The sequence below is a fragment of the Bacillus sp. RC240 genome, assembly GCF_044907945.1.
Taxonomy (GTDB): Bacteria; Bacillota; Bacilli; order Bacillales; family Bacillaceae_G; genus Bacillus_A; species Bacillus_A mycoides.
On record NZ_JBIYCT010000001.1, the window covers coordinates 1,471,308 to 1,485,090 of the forward strand.

General features: G+C 35.6%; 16 protein-coding genes and 1 other annotated feature (1 of these 17 running past the window's edge). Of the genes, 3 read left to right on the forward strand and 13 right to left on the reverse strand.

Annotated elements, in window-relative coordinates; all coding sequences use genetic code 11:
- Positions 1 to 200 (reverse strand) — a binding site (T-box leader) (it extends 15 nt beyond the left edge of the window).
- 40 nt (positions 201 to 240) lie between these two features.
- From ABH955_RS07500 to ABH955_RS07540, 9 genes are all read right to left on the reverse strand, one after another.
- Positions 241 to 1,017, reverse strand: coding sequence for a class I SAM-dependent methyltransferase (locus tag ABH955_RS07500; protein ID WP_002127165.1), 777 nt, complete (start codon positions 1,015 to 1,017; stop codon positions 241 to 243).
- Positions 1,018 to 1,066: 49 nt separating this feature from the next.
- Positions 1,067 to 1,501: a BrxA/BrxB family bacilliredoxin gene (locus ABH955_RS07505; protein ID WP_002012568.1), complete on the reverse strand. Its 435-nt coding sequence runs from the start codon at positions 1,499 to 1,501 to the stop codon at positions 1,067 to 1,069.
- 82 nt (positions 1,502 to 1,583) lie between these two features.
- The gene (locus tag ABH955_RS07510; protein WP_002085930.1) at positions 1,584 to 1,967 is read right to left on the reverse strand and encodes a thiol-disulfide oxidoreductase DCC family protein; all 384 of its coding nucleotides are present in this window, start codon (positions 1,965 to 1,967) and stop codon (positions 1,584 to 1,586) included.
- 3 nt (positions 1,968 to 1,970) lie between these two features.
- Entirely contained in the window at positions 1,971 to 3,098 is a 1,128-nt protein-coding gene (locus ABH955_RS07515; RefSeq protein ID WP_002012566.1) for a conserved virulence factor C family protein, read from the reverse strand.
- A gap of 155 nt (positions 3,099 to 3,253) precedes the next feature.
- Positions 3,254 to 3,592 carry a single-stranded DNA-binding protein gene (locus ABH955_RS07520; RefSeq protein ID WP_002012564.1) on the reverse strand — a complete coding sequence of 113 codons (339 nt, stop codon included), beginning with the start codon at positions 3,590 to 3,592 and terminating at the stop codon, positions 3,254 to 3,256.
- Between the two features lie 161 nt (positions 3,593 to 3,753).
- Complete coding sequence (locus ABH955_RS07525) at positions 3,754 to 4,008, reverse strand: DUF4318 domain-containing protein (protein WP_061688393.1); 255 nt, start codon at positions 4,006 to 4,008, stop codon at positions 3,754 to 3,756.
- Positions 4,009 to 4,103: 95 nt separating this feature from the next.
- Complete coding sequence (locus ABH955_RS07530) at positions 4,104 to 4,835, reverse strand: Bax inhibitor-1/YccA family protein (RefSeq protein WP_002085937.1); 732 nt, start codon at positions 4,833 to 4,835, stop codon at positions 4,104 to 4,106.
- A 75-nt stretch (positions 4,836 to 4,910) separates the two neighbouring features.
- Positions 4,911 to 6,806, reverse strand: a complete 1,896-nt coding sequence (locus ABH955_RS07535) for an ABC-F family ATP-binding cassette domain-containing protein (protein ID WP_002127139.1) — start codon at positions 6,804 to 6,806, stop codon at positions 4,911 to 4,913.
- Positions 6,803 to 7,450, reverse strand: coding sequence for an HD domain-containing protein (locus tag ABH955_RS07540; protein ID WP_002012557.1), 648 nt, complete (start codon positions 7,448 to 7,450; stop codon positions 6,803 to 6,805). Before ABH955_RS07540 ends, ABH955_RS07535 begins: the two co-directional genes overlap by 4 nt.
- Positions 7,451 to 7,559: 109 nt before the next feature.
- Here ABH955_RS07540 and ABH955_RS07545 point away from each other — a divergent pair, with 109 nt between their 5' ends.
- On the forward strand, positions 7,560 to 8,297 hold the full coding sequence (locus ABH955_RS07545; protein WP_404443070.1) for a hypothetical protein: 738 nt from the start codon (positions 7,560 to 7,562) through the stop codon (positions 8,295 to 8,297).
- Positions 8,298 to 8,528: 231 nt separating this feature from the next.
- Here ABH955_RS07545 and ABH955_RS07550 read toward each other — a convergent pair whose 3' ends face one another.
- Positions 8,529 to 8,804 (reverse strand): stage V sporulation protein S, encoded by a 276-nt coding sequence (locus ABH955_RS07550; protein WP_002035358.1) that lies wholly within the window; start codon positions 8,802 to 8,804, stop codon positions 8,529 to 8,531.
- 531 nt (positions 8,805 to 9,335) lie between these two features.
- Between ABH955_RS07550 and ABH955_RS07555 the strand changes: the two genes are divergently transcribed.
- Entirely contained in the window at positions 9,336 to 9,920 is a 585-nt protein-coding gene (locus ABH955_RS07555; RefSeq protein WP_002127124.1) for a hypothetical protein, read from the forward strand.
- A gap of 194 nt (positions 9,921 to 10,114) precedes the next feature.
- On the opposite strand, the gene ABH955_RS07560 is transcribed toward ABH955_RS07555, so the two are convergent.
- The 3 genes from ABH955_RS07560 to exsG form a co-directional block, all read right to left on the reverse strand.
- Positions 10,115 to 11,725 carry a lipase family alpha/beta hydrolase gene (locus ABH955_RS07560; protein WP_404455029.1) on the reverse strand — a complete coding sequence of 537 codons (1,611 nt, stop codon included), beginning with the start codon at positions 11,723 to 11,725 and terminating at the stop codon, positions 10,115 to 10,117.
- A 262-nt stretch (positions 11,726 to 11,987) separates the two neighbouring features.
- Positions 11,988 to 12,197 (reverse strand): hypothetical protein, encoded by a 210-nt coding sequence (locus ABH955_RS07565; protein WP_002085943.1) that lies wholly within the window; start codon positions 12,195 to 12,197, stop codon positions 11,988 to 11,990.
- Between the two features lie 249 nt (positions 12,198 to 12,446).
- Positions 12,447 to 12,599 (reverse strand): exosporium protein ExsG, encoded by a 153-nt coding sequence (exsG, locus tag ABH955_RS07570; RefSeq protein ID WP_000395676.1) that lies wholly within the window; start codon positions 12,597 to 12,599, stop codon positions 12,447 to 12,449.
- A gap of 207 nt (positions 12,600 to 12,806) precedes the next feature.
- On the opposite strand from exsG, the gene ABH955_RS07575 reads away from it, so the two are divergent.
- A complete protein-coding gene (locus ABH955_RS07575) occupies positions 12,807 to 13,760 on the forward strand; it encodes an excalibur calcium-binding domain-containing protein (protein ID WP_404455026.1) in 954 nt (317 codons plus the stop codon).
- The last annotated feature ends 23 nt before the right edge of the window (positions 13,761 to 13,783 follow it).

A 13,783-nucleotide genomic window follows, 5' to 3' on the forward strand; every position in this document is an offset into this window, starting at 1 on the left:
TAACCCGTGGTACCACCCTTGTTGTTCATTTCGAACCACTTTCCCGTTTATAACGAGGACAGGGGGCCTCGGCTTACTCTACTATTCGTTCAAGAAGCATCTCCGAAGTGCGCTTCATCTTTTTCTTCTGCACTAGGCTCACACCATCCCTAGCTCGCTTTCCTTCTGAAAAAGACTACTCTCTTCATCACAGACAGTATATTTAATTAATTATTGCTTATTATACATCTTTTCAAACAATTAGCAAGGGTCAATTACACCAAAGTGAAACTTAGCACTTTTTCTTTTGTATACGTGAAAATTATGTTTTTCAAATCTAGAACTACGGAAATGATCTTTCAGAACGACACGCTTTCTCGCCACACGCTTCGCTTCCGCAATTGTTTCGTCAGTAATATCATGATACAAAGCGAAGTGTTTTAATCCTTTAATTCCATCTGATTCTATGACAGTTTCTTCGAACATTGGATCAAGGTAAACGACATCATAACTATTATCTTCACATTGTTTTAAAAATGAGTAATGCTCCGTTTGCTTCACATCGATTCGTTGCATTGCCTCATCAATTTCAGAAACAGATGAAGACCATGTTTTTAAACCATTTCCCATAATATAAGCCATATATTCATTGCCTTCAAGTCCCGTTACTTTTCCGCTTTCACCAACAATATAACTAGCTACAATACTATCTGATGCCATACCGAGCGTACAATCTAATACTGTCATTCCGCTCTCTAATTTAGCAGCTTGTACAAACGGATCGTGCTCTCCGCGCATTAACCTTTTCACACGAAACATCGCTGAGTTTGGATGAAAGAAAAACGACTCTTCCGTACCTTTTGGATAAATGGCTAATCGATTTTTCCCTACGACAAGTACATCTTGTTCATACTGCTCATGCAGTTTATGTACTGGTATGTCATTACGTTTAACGAAAGAAAGATTTAATTCTGCTGCTACCTTGTTTGCATAATCTTTCATTTCTTTATTTGTTCTTCCTGCTGTTGTTACTATCATTTTTTCACCTCTATATAAAGAAAAGAGGGAGATTCACTCTCCCCCTACTTTAGCAATTCTTTTCGAAAGCTTGTTCTAAGTTTGTAATAATTTCGTCCATTGTTGCGCCTTCAATTTCATGACGGTGAATGAAGTGAACAACTTCTTTTCCTTTTAGTAATGCCATAGATGGTGAAGATGGAGGAATTTCTCCGAAGTATTCACGCATTTTTACAGTAGCATCTTTATCTTGACCTGCAAATACAGTTACAAGATGATCAGGTTGTTTTTCAGCACGTACAACCGCTTGACCTGCTGATGGACGTGCTAAACCAGCTGCACAACCACAAACAGAGTTTACAACTACTAAAGTTGTACCTGATGCATTCTCCATAAATTCTGTTACAGCTTCTTCTGTAGTTAACTCTTCAAATCCAGAACGCACTAACTCTTGGCGCATTGGAATTACCATTTGACGCATGTATTCTTCATATGCATTTGACATCTTGTATCTCTCCTTCAACTTTCATTCCAAATTTATCATATCACGCTCTATTAATAGGTGCAAAAGAAAGATAACGATGATTTCATTTTTTTGTAGGGATTTCACAAACCCCTTCACGACAGTGTCCAACTGGGACAAGTTTTCTATTGTTGGCAATATAATCGTATACTTTACTTCCAAATCCAAGTACGATAGATAGTTTTATAAAAGGTACTGCAAACCAATAAGATGGAACGGCCTTTGCTAATACGTTAATGCTATGAATTCCGTCATACCACTTATTATTTTTTAAAATATACAATCTTTGTTCCATCTTACTTTGTAATTCTTGAGAAAGTTCATACTTCTCAACTACATCTTCATCTCGAAATGAAACAAATTTCATCTTACCCTTTTTATCTAATCTTTTCGTACGTTCTGCAACCGCCGTACACATCGGGCACCAACTATCATAGAAAACAATCATAAACTATTCCCCTTTACGAGACTCCGTCATTTGCTTCCATACTGATCCTTTTGCTTCTTCGCCGCCTTCAATACGTTCTAAAGCTAAACGTGCTTGCATCGCCACTTCAAACTCCGGATCATCTTCTGCTGCTTTTAGTGCCGGAATTGCACTTTCATCACCAAGTTCAAATAAGAACATTGCTGCACGCCAGCGTACTAATTTACTTGAATCTTTCAAAGATTTAATCATAACGAACATCGCTGCTGGATCACCTACGTCTGATAAGCAATCTCCTGCTGTACGACGAACGCTTACTGAACGATCTAATAACGCTTTATATAATAACGGCAATACTCCTTCACCTTTTACCATACCTAAATAAGCTGTTGCTAAACGGCGGATAGATACTTTCTCATCATCTAATGCCATTTTCAATACCATCATATCTTCTTCCGTTGGATCCATTTGTTCTAAAGCTGCAAAACGGTTTTTCCAGTCAGAATCTTTCATCATCTCTTCTGTTACTTTATATGGCTCACGCTTTTGAATCGTTACTTCAACAGCACCTGCTTGATCTAATAATTCTTTAACCGTTTCATTTACACGTTCTTCTGAATAAGCAGCAATAATTTCTTCTACTACTTCTTTCCCGATTTCTTCAAAATTACCGTAACGTGTACTTTGCTCTACCCACTTACGCTCTTTCACAACGTTAGGTGCAGACATTTGCACTTTCATAATTGATTCTTTAAAACGATCAGGTAAACCAACACGCTCTTCTGAGGTTCCATCTGTTAACTTCACTTGCATCGGAATTGTAAAGAACATTTGAACAAACACTTTCACTTCTCCAAAATGAGAAAGTTGTTGTTCTTCGCTTTCTTCCACTATTTCTTCACCGAAAACAGCACGAACTTGTTGTAATAAAACTTTCCAGTCATACTTCGCATTTCGCTCCACTGCTAAAAAGTCTGCAACATGATACACACCTTTAATGCCTTCAATCTTCAAAATTTCTTGCACTTGCACTGGTGCTTGTTCTTTATTTTCATTTGTATAATTATTACGCGCTCCTGATGGTAATACTTCATTCAAAATAACTTTCATTGTATTTGGACTTGGCGTCGGTTCAATTGCTTTAATCTTCACGTAAAAAACTCTCCTTTATTGCGTGTTCTTAGCTGTATTGTAACATGTTACCCCTTTATACTCCTACTCGGATGCTTAATTTTATTGATTTCTTCCCATCATCATACTTTCTCTTTCCACCTAATTAATCCGAAACTATCATTAAAATTCTAATATTATTGCGATGCACTCTCCCGCCTTCTCTCTAAAAATGTAATATTCTCAATCAGAACTTCAGTTCTATATACTCTCTTTCCTTGTTCATCATCGTAATTACTCGTATGAATACGCCCTGTAATTCCAACAAGTGAGCCTTTCGTACAATATTCTGTTACATTTTCAGCCGACCTTCTCCATACAACACAATTAATAAAATCTACTTGTTGCTCACCTAAACTATTTCGAAAACCTCTATTCACCGCAACACATATTCGTGCATAAGCGACACCTTGTTTTGTGTAGTATAATTCTGGCTCCTTTGTCAATCTACCGATTAATACAACTCGATTCATCATAAGTTATACCACCTCACATATTTTTCTTCATTGTAAAGAAAAATGTTGGAAGGGTAAAAAGCGCAAAATGATATGTTTGTAAGCAAAAATTATTACTTTATATCTTACAAATCAAAAAAAGAAACCCTACATAGTTTAAACATCTAAGGTTTCCAAAAATATTATACTTCACTGCAAGATATGTAATATCCTCCGCGGGCCATCTTTATTTCAGCGCGGTACATTACATTTTCTAAGTAGAAAGTAATCGGTTTAACTTTACTCTCAAATTTCAATTGTTCATTACATTCTGTCGCATGTCCTTCAATAGCTGAACGAATGACTTCTGCTGACGGATATGTTAAAGCGTTATCTAGTTCTATGAAAAAACTTTTAGAAAATAGTTTTTTCATAATCCCTTTTTTCTCTTTCATCATATTCCATCCCCCTTCAATTTAAGTCGCCAACATCCATATTTTCAATTTATCTTTAAAAACAAAAAAACCTGCACATTTCATGCAGGATTTTTTTATTAGTCATTTTTCGTAAAGTAAGAAACGAAACGAAGAATTTCTAAGTATAACCATACTAGCGTCATCATTAGACCCATTGCACTGTACCACTCCATATATTTTGGAGCTTGACTACGTGCGCCACTTTCGATTAAATCGAAATCTAGTAATAGATTTAATGCAGCAACTACAATAATAACTGCACTAATGATAATACCGATTGTTCCACCTTGGTGAATATATGGAACTGTAACACCGAACATGTTTAGTAAGAATACGATTAAATACATAACCATAATTCCCATTGTCGCTGCGATTACACCTGTGCGGAATTTATCAGTTACTTTTACTACGCGTGTTGCATACAACACTAGCATTGCAAATAGAATTGAAACTGTTAGTAAGACAGCGTTTAAAACGATAGTATCGCCAAATTTCATTGTATAAATCGCTGAAATACTCCCTAATACAACCCCTTCTACCGCTGCATAGATTGGCGCACCGATAGGTGAAATGCGCGGGAAGAATATAGACGCAAATGCGACGATTGCCGCAATAACTAAAGCGCCAATTAATACTGGCATCTTCATCGTACCTTGCGTCATCTGTATGTATGAATAGACAGACGTTGCAAGCAGCAAGATAAGCATGATAAACGTTTTGCCTACTGTTCCGCCAATAGTCATCGCAGAAGTATTTGCTCCCTCTTTACGGAATGCCTCTTTTTTCAACATTGGATTAGATGTTCTCATTTTTTCCCTCCTAAAATAGGTTCTACCAATAGTGTAAAGTTTTTCTCTTTACTTTTCAATATATGCAGCTTGTTTTTATTTTAATCCTTCAACGATGTCGGATAGTTCACTCCATCGTTCCATCGTTTTTTCTAGCTCTTCTTCTATCTTCTGCCCTGCTTCAGATAATTCTTGGGCCTTTGTGAAGTCAGATCCAACATTCGTAAGTTCTTCTCCAATTGATTCAAGTTTCTCTTCTAGTTGTGCAATTGTATCTTCAATTGTTTCCCACTCACGCTGCTCATTGTAAGAAAGTTTACGTTTACGTTGTTGTTTCGGAGCCTCTTCTACTACTTTTTTCTCCTTTTGAACTTCTGCTTTCTCAATGAGTTCTCTCGTTTTTTCCATTTCTAAATACTCTGTATAACTACCTAGGAATTCACGCACTTCACCTTCGCCAGTAAAGATGAACAATTCATCTACTACTTTATCTAAGAAGTAACGGTCATGCGATACAGTTAAAACGACACCTGGGAAATCTTCTAAATAATCTTCTAGCACTGTTAATGTTTGTGTGTCTAAATCATTCGTAGGCTCATCAAGTAATAGTACGTTTGGTTCTCCCATTAAAATACGCAATAAATATAACCGTCTTCTTTCGCCACCAGATAGTTTACCAAGCGTTGTTCCATGTGAATGCGGTAGGAATAAGAAACGTTCTAGCATTTGAGATGCGCCAATTACTTTTCCGTCTGTCGTATGAATAACTTCCGCAATTTCTTTAATGTATTCAATCATACGCTGGTTTAAATTCATCTCTTCATTTTCTTGCGTATAATAGGCAACTTTTACAGTTTGTCCTACTTCAATTTCACCACTATCAGGAGAGAATTTTCCTGCAAGCATATTTAATAGTGATGATTTTCCGCTTCCATTTGCTCCGATGATTCCGATACGATCACCAGGCTTCACAATATGATTAAAGTTATGTAATACTGTTTTATCACCAAATTTTTTCGTTACATCTTTTAATTCAAGTACTTTCTTTCCTAAACGACTTCCACTTAGTGCAATATCAACTGATTGCTTCGCTGCTGGTCCTTCTTGTCCCTTCAGCTCATCAAAACGCTGAATACGCGCCTTTTGTTTCGTAGAACGGGCTTTTGCACCACGGCGAATCCAAGCAAGTTCACGACGATATAAATTTTGGCGTTTTGATTCTTGTGCCGATTCCTGCTCTTCACGAAGTGCTTTCGCTTCTAAAAATGTACTGTAGTTTCCTTCGTAGCTATACAGTTTACCGTTATCTAATTCAAAAATACGGTTTGTCACACGGTCTAAGAAATAACGATCATGGGTTACAAGTAATACCGCACCTGTATATCTTGCTAAATATTCTTCTAACCATTCAACTGTCTCATGGTCAAGGTGGTTCGTAGGCTCATCCAAAATTAATAAATCAGGTGTTTCAATAAAACATTGCGCCATTGCAATACGCTTTTTTTGTCCACCAGATAGGTTTCCAACAGTTGCTGTAAAATCAGTAATTCCTAATTTCGTTAATAACGATTTTGCATTCGCATTTGCTTCCCATGCACTCATCGCATCCATACGTTGCTGCACTGCAAATAATTGTTCCTGTACTTTTTCATTACTTGGATCTTTTTCGATATTTAATAACGATTGTTCATAATCACGAAGAAGACGAATTAAAGGTGTATCACCATGGAACACTTGCTCTAATACTGTTAGTTTTTCATCAAACTCTGGTTGCTGTGATAAATAACTAATTGTATATCCGCGTGAATGCGTCATATCACCTGTATCAGGAGTTTCTAATCCTGCAATAATTTTTAATAACGTTGATTTACCAGTACCGTTTACACCGATAATTCCGACACGTTGTCCTTCTGTAATACTACATGATAATCCATCAAATAACGGTTTTTCTCCGTATGATTTCGATAAGTTCTCCACAGTTAACATTTTCATATTTGTGCATTCCACTCTTTCATAAATTGTTCAATAAACTGTTCCATATAACGATGACGAACTTCAGCCTCTTGTTTTGCTGCGTTCGTGTTCATTAAATCTTTTAGTTTTAAAAGCTTTTCATAAAAATGATTTAAAGATGGATCATTATTTTTTCTATATTCATCTTTCGTCATCACTTCTCGAGGAGGGATAGTTGGATCATACATTAATCTCCCTTTCGCTCCTCCGTATGCAAACGTTCGAGCTATTCCAATTGCACCAAGAGCATCTAAACGATCCGCATCTTGAACAATTCTACCTTCAAGTGACTCAACTGTGCCACCATGACCGCCCTTATAAGACATATTGGCGATGATATGAAGAACATGCTTACTTTCATCTTCTTCAACACGTAACTCTTCTAACCAATCAGAAACTTTTTTCATTCCTGCTTCTTCACTCTCATTTAACTTCTCATCTGCTACATCGTGAAGTAATGCTGCCATTTCAATTATAAAACGATTTCCCCCTTCTTGCTCGGATAAAGAAATCGCCAATTTATGTACGCGTTCAATATGATACCAATCATGCCCACTCGCATCTTTTTCTAAAATATGCTTTACGAAAGTTATTGTTTTTTGTATTTTTTCTTGTTTTATCATTTTATCTTCACCCAGTTACTTATTGTAACACGCCCGCATTTTTTCATCACATATTTTCTTGTCCGCCCATACACTAGGTGGTAGGCATCATTATGAAGGAGGAATAAAAATGTTCTATAATAACCAACCGCCTTACCCACAACAACCATTTTCCCCTCAACATCAGGAACAAAGATATGCCGAACAATATGAGGAGCAAGAGACACAACATCAAGAGCCACAATACGAACAAAATCCATACGCAACACCGCAAACTCAAGGAGCTGAATATCAACAAAATCCATATGACACACGTCCAAATTATGAATATCCTCAAAACCCATATGCAGCATCACCAACTCAAGAACAACAATATCAGCAAAATCCATACACAACTCAGTACACTCAAGAACAACAAAATCCATATGTACCGCGGCGCACCCAAGAACAACAATATCAGCAAAATCCATATGCAAATCAGCCACAACAGCCAATGTATCAACCAAACTCCGAACAACGTGTCTCCCCACCTGCACCACCAACTATCGATCCGACGCAACCACAAATTTTACCGCCTGGTCCAACATTCGATATTACACAGCCACAAATTTTACCACCAGGACCTATTACAGAACCAACACAACAACAAATTCAACAAGTTGTCGGTACACAGTTTTTACCTTTAAAGAAACCTGTACTAGATTTCGTAAAACCTTGGGTAGATTACGGTTTAAATGAAGCAAAACATACATCACATCAACACGCTTTAACTGAGGTTGCTGCAATTATGTTCTTAGTTGGTAAAGGATTCAACCCAACGATTGCTCATTATATTGTTGAATCTTGGGAGAAGAATGAGCAGTTTTAGAATTGTTGATTTTAAAAAACATAAAACCTCAAAAATGCCAAATCCCTTATGTCACAAAGGATTTGGCATTTTTAAGTTTCTAGAAAAACCCGCTAAATATAAAGAGGAATTAAAAGTCATAAATCCGGTACAATACTGTATCCACGCCCAAGGAACTGTCAAATGAAATAACGTGTCTAACTTTTTGGAGTCTATTGACCTTTTCAAATCCCCTTATATTAATGCTCGCTATTAAGACCTTCTCCTTCTAGGACCTACAATTAATTTGATTGCTGTTCTTTCTTGATTATCGATAGTAACCTCTTGAAACGCTGGAACAAGAACCAAGTCAATGCCACTTGGAGCTACAAAACCTCTTGCAATCGCAATTGCTTTAATCGCCTGATTTAAAGAACCAGCTCCAATCACTTGGATTTCTACTTTGCCACTTGCTCTTAGTACGCCCGCTATTGCACCTGCCACTGAATTCGGACTTGATTTTGAGGATACCTTTAATATATTTTCCATGTAAGTTGCTCCCTCTATTATTTAATCTCTCTTTTCTTACTGTTTGAAATATAACTAACGTATCTTTAACTACTATTCGAAATAAATACAAACAATTCTGTATAATTACATTCATTCGATATTTTTTGCCTTCTTCCTGCACAACTACATAAATAAAAAGCGACGACTAAGTTAAAAACTTAATCATCGCTTTATCCATTTCTCTGTTTCACTAAAATGCTGTCCTTTAAATACTTCTCTTCTTTACTTTGGCGATATACTATCTTAAAGTTTAAATACTTCAACATTTTAAAACCTTGGATAGAGTTATCTGCTAAATATTCATCCTTTTTCTTCTCCAAAATTTATCACATAGAATATTCTAACTCCATTTTTTTGAAAACTATATCCCCTCATTAAAGTACTTTATATTATGCCAGTTTTTTATCCCAAATCTATTACCTTATATATGGACAAGTATACACGCCAATTGCTTTTCGATTGCATAAACTACTATGTGTTATACATTTATTAATAATAGGAGGTAATATATTGGGTTCATACTATCATTCTTCAAGTTCATATAAAAGATCTTCATGCCACTCTTCTTCTAGTTCATATAAAAAATGTTCGTGCCATCAATCTTCCAGTTCGTATAAAAAATGTTCATGCGACCATTCACATAAATCATCTAAGCCTGCTTACGGCACTTTTTGGCAAACTGAGTTTATAACTGTTCCTTTTGGCGGTTCTTTTCCGTTTAATCACGTTGGCCCTTTGGCAGGAGGAGTTTCCTTATTAAATCCGACTACTATACAATTTAGTAAAGCTGGTGATTATAGAATTTCTTTCATTTCAAGTATTAACACTACGTTAAATCCTGTATTTCCCCATATTCCAGTCATAACTATATTTTTAAATAATAATCCACTTGCTAATAGTCAAGGTGATTTCGCTTTTCAAATGAATACTTCATCAAATAACGAATGCCTTCAACTAGTTGGTGAAACCATTGTTACGGTGCCTGCTAATTCAACTCTTCAACTTAGAAATAATAGTGGTTTCAATCATCAAAGTATTGTAACTTGTGATAATGGTATAAATTCAGTTGAATTAACAGTTACAAAACTAAGTTAATACTATTCCCTCACATTCAGATGCTAATTCAGCATCTTTTTTATTGCATAACGTTTTTTTGATTCCTATCGTCCTCTTATACAACATAAACTCCCATTTCACTTTTCTATTTATCTAATAAACATGAAAAAGTGCCGAAATCCTTCTGCCACAAGAATTCGGCACTTTTTTTATTAAAACCGATTCATTCTTTCCTACTTCTCCACATAAACCGATTTAACTATCGTACGATTATAAGGTTGTCCTTCCTTATTCATTCCTTTCATATCAATTGTAACGTTATACACACCTGGCTGTTCTATATTTTTCAAAGCACCTGTAAATGTAGTTGTATTAATGTTTTTCGATTCATTTGATTCAGAAACTAATTTTCCATCTTTATTAATTACTCGTACTGTTACTGAAAGATCGCCTTTCATTTCTGGAGCTACAGGTGATTTTTTGAGTTTATACTCTGCTTTATTTACTTTAACCTTTGCCGGCATTTGAAGGACGAACGGAGCATCTTTTTTGTAATTGGTCACGATTAAATATGCATCTTTCGGCTGCTTCGCCATCATTTTAACTTGCCATTCTCCTGCTTCCATTTTATCAAATTTAAATGTTCTTATAGTGGCTCCTTTAAAGAGAGATTCACCTTCACCAGTAGATACAGCACTATCTTTATTTGTATAAACTTTTCCTTTTGGAGATATTAGTTGTATTTCTACATCTGAAGAAGCTGTTAAAATAGAAACTACCCCTTCTGCTTTTTTATCAACTGCGACAGTTTGTCCTACCCACTCATTTTGTGACAACTCTCCTCCTAAAATAGCTTGATTAGAAGTTGTGTTTAATTGTTCTACCTTTTCCTCTGAACTATTACTCGGGGCTAATAAAACCGGTACTGGTACATTCGCTGTCCGTAAATATGGTTCAATTCGTGCGAAAACGGCTGAACCTTTTCGGATATTATCATGATCAAATCGTGAATCTGTAAATAAATGTGTTCCATATGGTAACTTAGCACTCCATTCGTTCACTAACCCATCATTAGAACCGTATGATGACAAATACAACCCGCCCATAGATAATGCTGAAAAAACAGGTCCCCAGCTTGTCCCAGTAGCCGTATAGTAACGGTTTAATTTAGCTGCAGGATTATTATCTATTGTAGAACGAAACTTTGCCATTTCACCTATTTGCAATGAATATGTCCCATCATCTTTTTGACCTAATATAGAGGCAAGCCATCCTGCCCACCAACTATATGATACATCCGCTAAATTGGATCCGTAATGCGGAGTGGCAAGCGTAATAACATTTCCAACAAATCGATTCGCTCCATATCCAACTAACGCAGCTTGTGTATCAATACCACCTTTACTGTGAGCTACAATATTTACTTTTTTGCCAAAATGATTATAAATCTCTTCAAGCTTTTGTGCTAACAATTTTCCATTGTCCCATTGGCTAGCTGATCCTTTCCCCGCGGCATCATATAATTGAATAAATACAGTTTGATAGCCTGCTTTCAAAGCATAATCGTACATATCATTCATCTCATGATATACTGTCTTTCCATACCAACTATCCGCATTACCATTTCTTCCTTGTACAAAGAGAATTGGTGGTTTATTCTCATCATAATTAGCAGCTTTCTGACCTAAAAACCATTCTCCAGGAGTAAATACTTCTTGATCTGGAAAGCCAGTCTTAAGCTCTGTTACAACCTCCGCGTGTACATTTGCACTAAAAACCAGCGGACTCATAAAACAAAGTACAATAAATAATGCGATACTCCTTTTCATAATTCCCATTAACATCCCCCTTTTTCTCCCAAAAGAAAACGCCACCATTCTGTTGAACACCAATTGTTTTAAATTCCATTTAATCAATTAGTTTTACGATACAATCTAATAAGAAATTAATAGCCGCATTCCTTTCTTATCAAACGTTATTCTCTCAACATTCCTTCATTCCTTTTTATAATAAGCGTTTTGAATATTTCTCAATAAAGCATTCTCTTTACAAAAAAGCTGCGTATAAAAGGTCTCTTTAATAACCTTTTATACGCAGCTTCTTTGTTTAAAACTCGATGATGTACTCATCATCATATTTATCGTATTGCAAACCAGCTCCTATTTTGAATTCTGTAACTTGATCTCTTAGAAATGGTGCATCTTCTATTTTACTAGTTGCTATTTCAATCCCATATTTTTTTGTTAAATGCGCTAATTCTATTAAAAACCATTCTCTTCGTAATACGACTGGAATATCATACGTTCGTCTTTTCATATATACTAGCACCTCTTCTATTTTCATTATTGAAAAGAGTATCACTTCTACTTTCGATACACTTTTTAAAACTATCGTTCATCATCAATGGCCAATGAAACATTATAGTATATGCATGTCCGTTTTAAACGTGCTATAGCAAAAATAATATTAAAAAACTTAAAAAGCCTTATTTAGTTTACATAAAAAAATTATGTAATAGTAAAAGGGGAAGGCTTGTCCCTCATCCTTTTACTATCAAAAGCTAAATTAAGAACATCTTGGTACACCTAAAGCTAAGAATAAACCTGCTACTCCTGCTGTAATTGGCACTTTCAACGTAATAACATCATCTACTTTTGTTACTAAAAAGTAAGCATTCCCTTCTTGTAACACGCAATTCACTAATAATTGGAATTCCATTCAAATCTCCTCCTTTCAATCGATATACTATAATTTATGAAATCTCTTTCAAAAAGTAATAGTAAATATATCTATTTTTCCTTATATATAAAATAAATGTTTATACGTCTATTAAAATATTAATTTTCTAAATTAATATAAAACGTGTAATATCCAATAAATCCCTATATAATCAATAGAGAAAATCTTACAAATGGAGGTATGAAAATGGCTATTTTGAGTAATATTGGTGTAGCTTTATTTTTGATTGCTATCATTCTTTTAATCTTATGTATCATTTCATTCTTTAAGAAAAATGGAAAAGCAAAACAATATGGTCGTCCTACTGTTATTCTTTTTATGATTTCAATTATATTAATAATGACTGGCTCAACAAAATCTGAACACCCAGTCGTAGAATTTTTTTCTACTTTAAGTTTCATTCTATTTATATTTTTCCTTGTTCTAGCAATCATATCTGTAATTAAGAAAACAGGTGTAGCAAAAAAGCAATTTATTATTACAGCTGTTTTATTTGTCATTTTTGTTGCGCTATCAGGTATTTCAAGTCCTTCTTCTGAAAAAACGACAGCAACGAATAAACAAGTTGCTTCTAATAGTGAAGAGAAAAAAGATGACGAAAAGAAAAAGGAATTAGAAAAGAAAGAAGCGGATAAAAAAAACCGTAAGCAAGAAGATGAGAAACGCCAAGCTGAGGAACTAGCTCGTAAACAAGAAGATGAGAAACGTCAAGCTGAGGAACTAGCTCGTAAGCAAGAGGATGAGAAACGCCAAGCTGAAGAACAAGCCCGTAAACAACAAGAAGAGCAACAGCATCAAGCTGATGAACAGGCCCGTAAACAACAAGAAGAACAACAACGCCAAGCTGCTGAGCAAGCTCGTAAACAACAAGAAGAGCAAAAACGCCAGGCTGATGAACAAGCTCGCAAACAACAAGAAGAGCAAAAACGCCAGGCTGATGAACAAGCTCGCAAACAACAAGAGGATCAGCAAAAAGCACAGCAAGCTCAAACACAACCAGCTGCAAGTAACAATAGTAATGTAACTTACAAAAATTGTACTGAAGTTAAAAATGCTGGAAAAGCTCCATTATATAGAGATCAACCAGGTTATAGCTCTAAACTTGATCGTGATGGCGATGGAGTTGCATGTGAAAAATAGTAATAAAAAAGAAGCTTCTACTA

Coding starts and splice junctions, on each gene's coding strand:
- ABH955_RS07500 (WP_002127165.1), bottom strand. CDS start 1,017: ATGATAGTAACAACAGCAGGAAGAACAAATAAAGAAATGAAAGATTAT.
- ABH955_RS07505 (WP_002012568.1), bottom strand. CDS start 1,501: ATGTCAAATGCATATGAAGAATACATGCGTCAAATGGTAATTCCAATG.
- ABH955_RS07510 (WP_002085930.1), bottom strand. CDS start 1,967: ATGATTGTTTTCTATGATAGTTGGTGCCCGATGTGTACGGCGGTTGCA.
- ABH955_RS07520 (WP_002012564.1), bottom strand. CDS start 3,592: ATGATGAATCGAGTTGTATTAATCGGTAGATTGACAAAGGAGCCAGAA.
- ABH955_RS07525 (WP_061688393.1), bottom strand. CDS start 4,008: ATGATGAAAGAGAAAAAAGGGATTATGAAAAAACTATTTTCTAAAAGT.
- ABH955_RS07530 (WP_002085937.1), bottom strand. CDS start 4,835: ATGAGAACATCTAATCCAATGTTGAAAAAAGAGGCATTCCGTAAAGAG.
- ABH955_RS07535 (WP_002127139.1), bottom strand. CDS start 6,806: ATGAAAATGTTAACTGTGGAGAACTTATCGAAATCATACGGAGAAAAA.
- ABH955_RS07540 (WP_002012557.1), bottom strand. CDS start 7,450: ATGATAAAACAAGAAAAAATACAAAAAACAATAACTTTCGTAAAGCAT.
- ABH955_RS07545 (WP_404443070.1), top strand. CDS start 7,560: ATGTTCTATAATAACCAACCGCCTTACCCACAACAACCATTTTCCCCT.
- ABH955_RS07550 (WP_002035358.1), bottom strand. CDS start 8,804: ATGGAAAATATATTAAAGGTATCCTCAAAATCAAGTCCGAATTCAGTG.
- ABH955_RS07560 (WP_404455029.1), bottom strand. CDS start 11,725: ATGTTAATGGGAATTATGAAAAGGAGTATCGCATTATTTATTGTACTT.
- ABH955_RS07565 (WP_002085943.1), bottom strand. CDS start 12,197: ATGAAAAGACGAACGTATGATATTCCAGTCGTATTACGAAGAGAATGG.
- exsG (WP_000395676.1), bottom strand. CDS start 12,599: ATGGAATTCCAATTATTAGTGAATTGCGTGTTACAAGAAGGGAATGCT.
- ABH955_RS07575 (WP_404455026.1), top strand. CDS start 12,807: ATGGCTATTTTGAGTAATATTGGTGTAGCTTTATTTTTGATTGCTATC.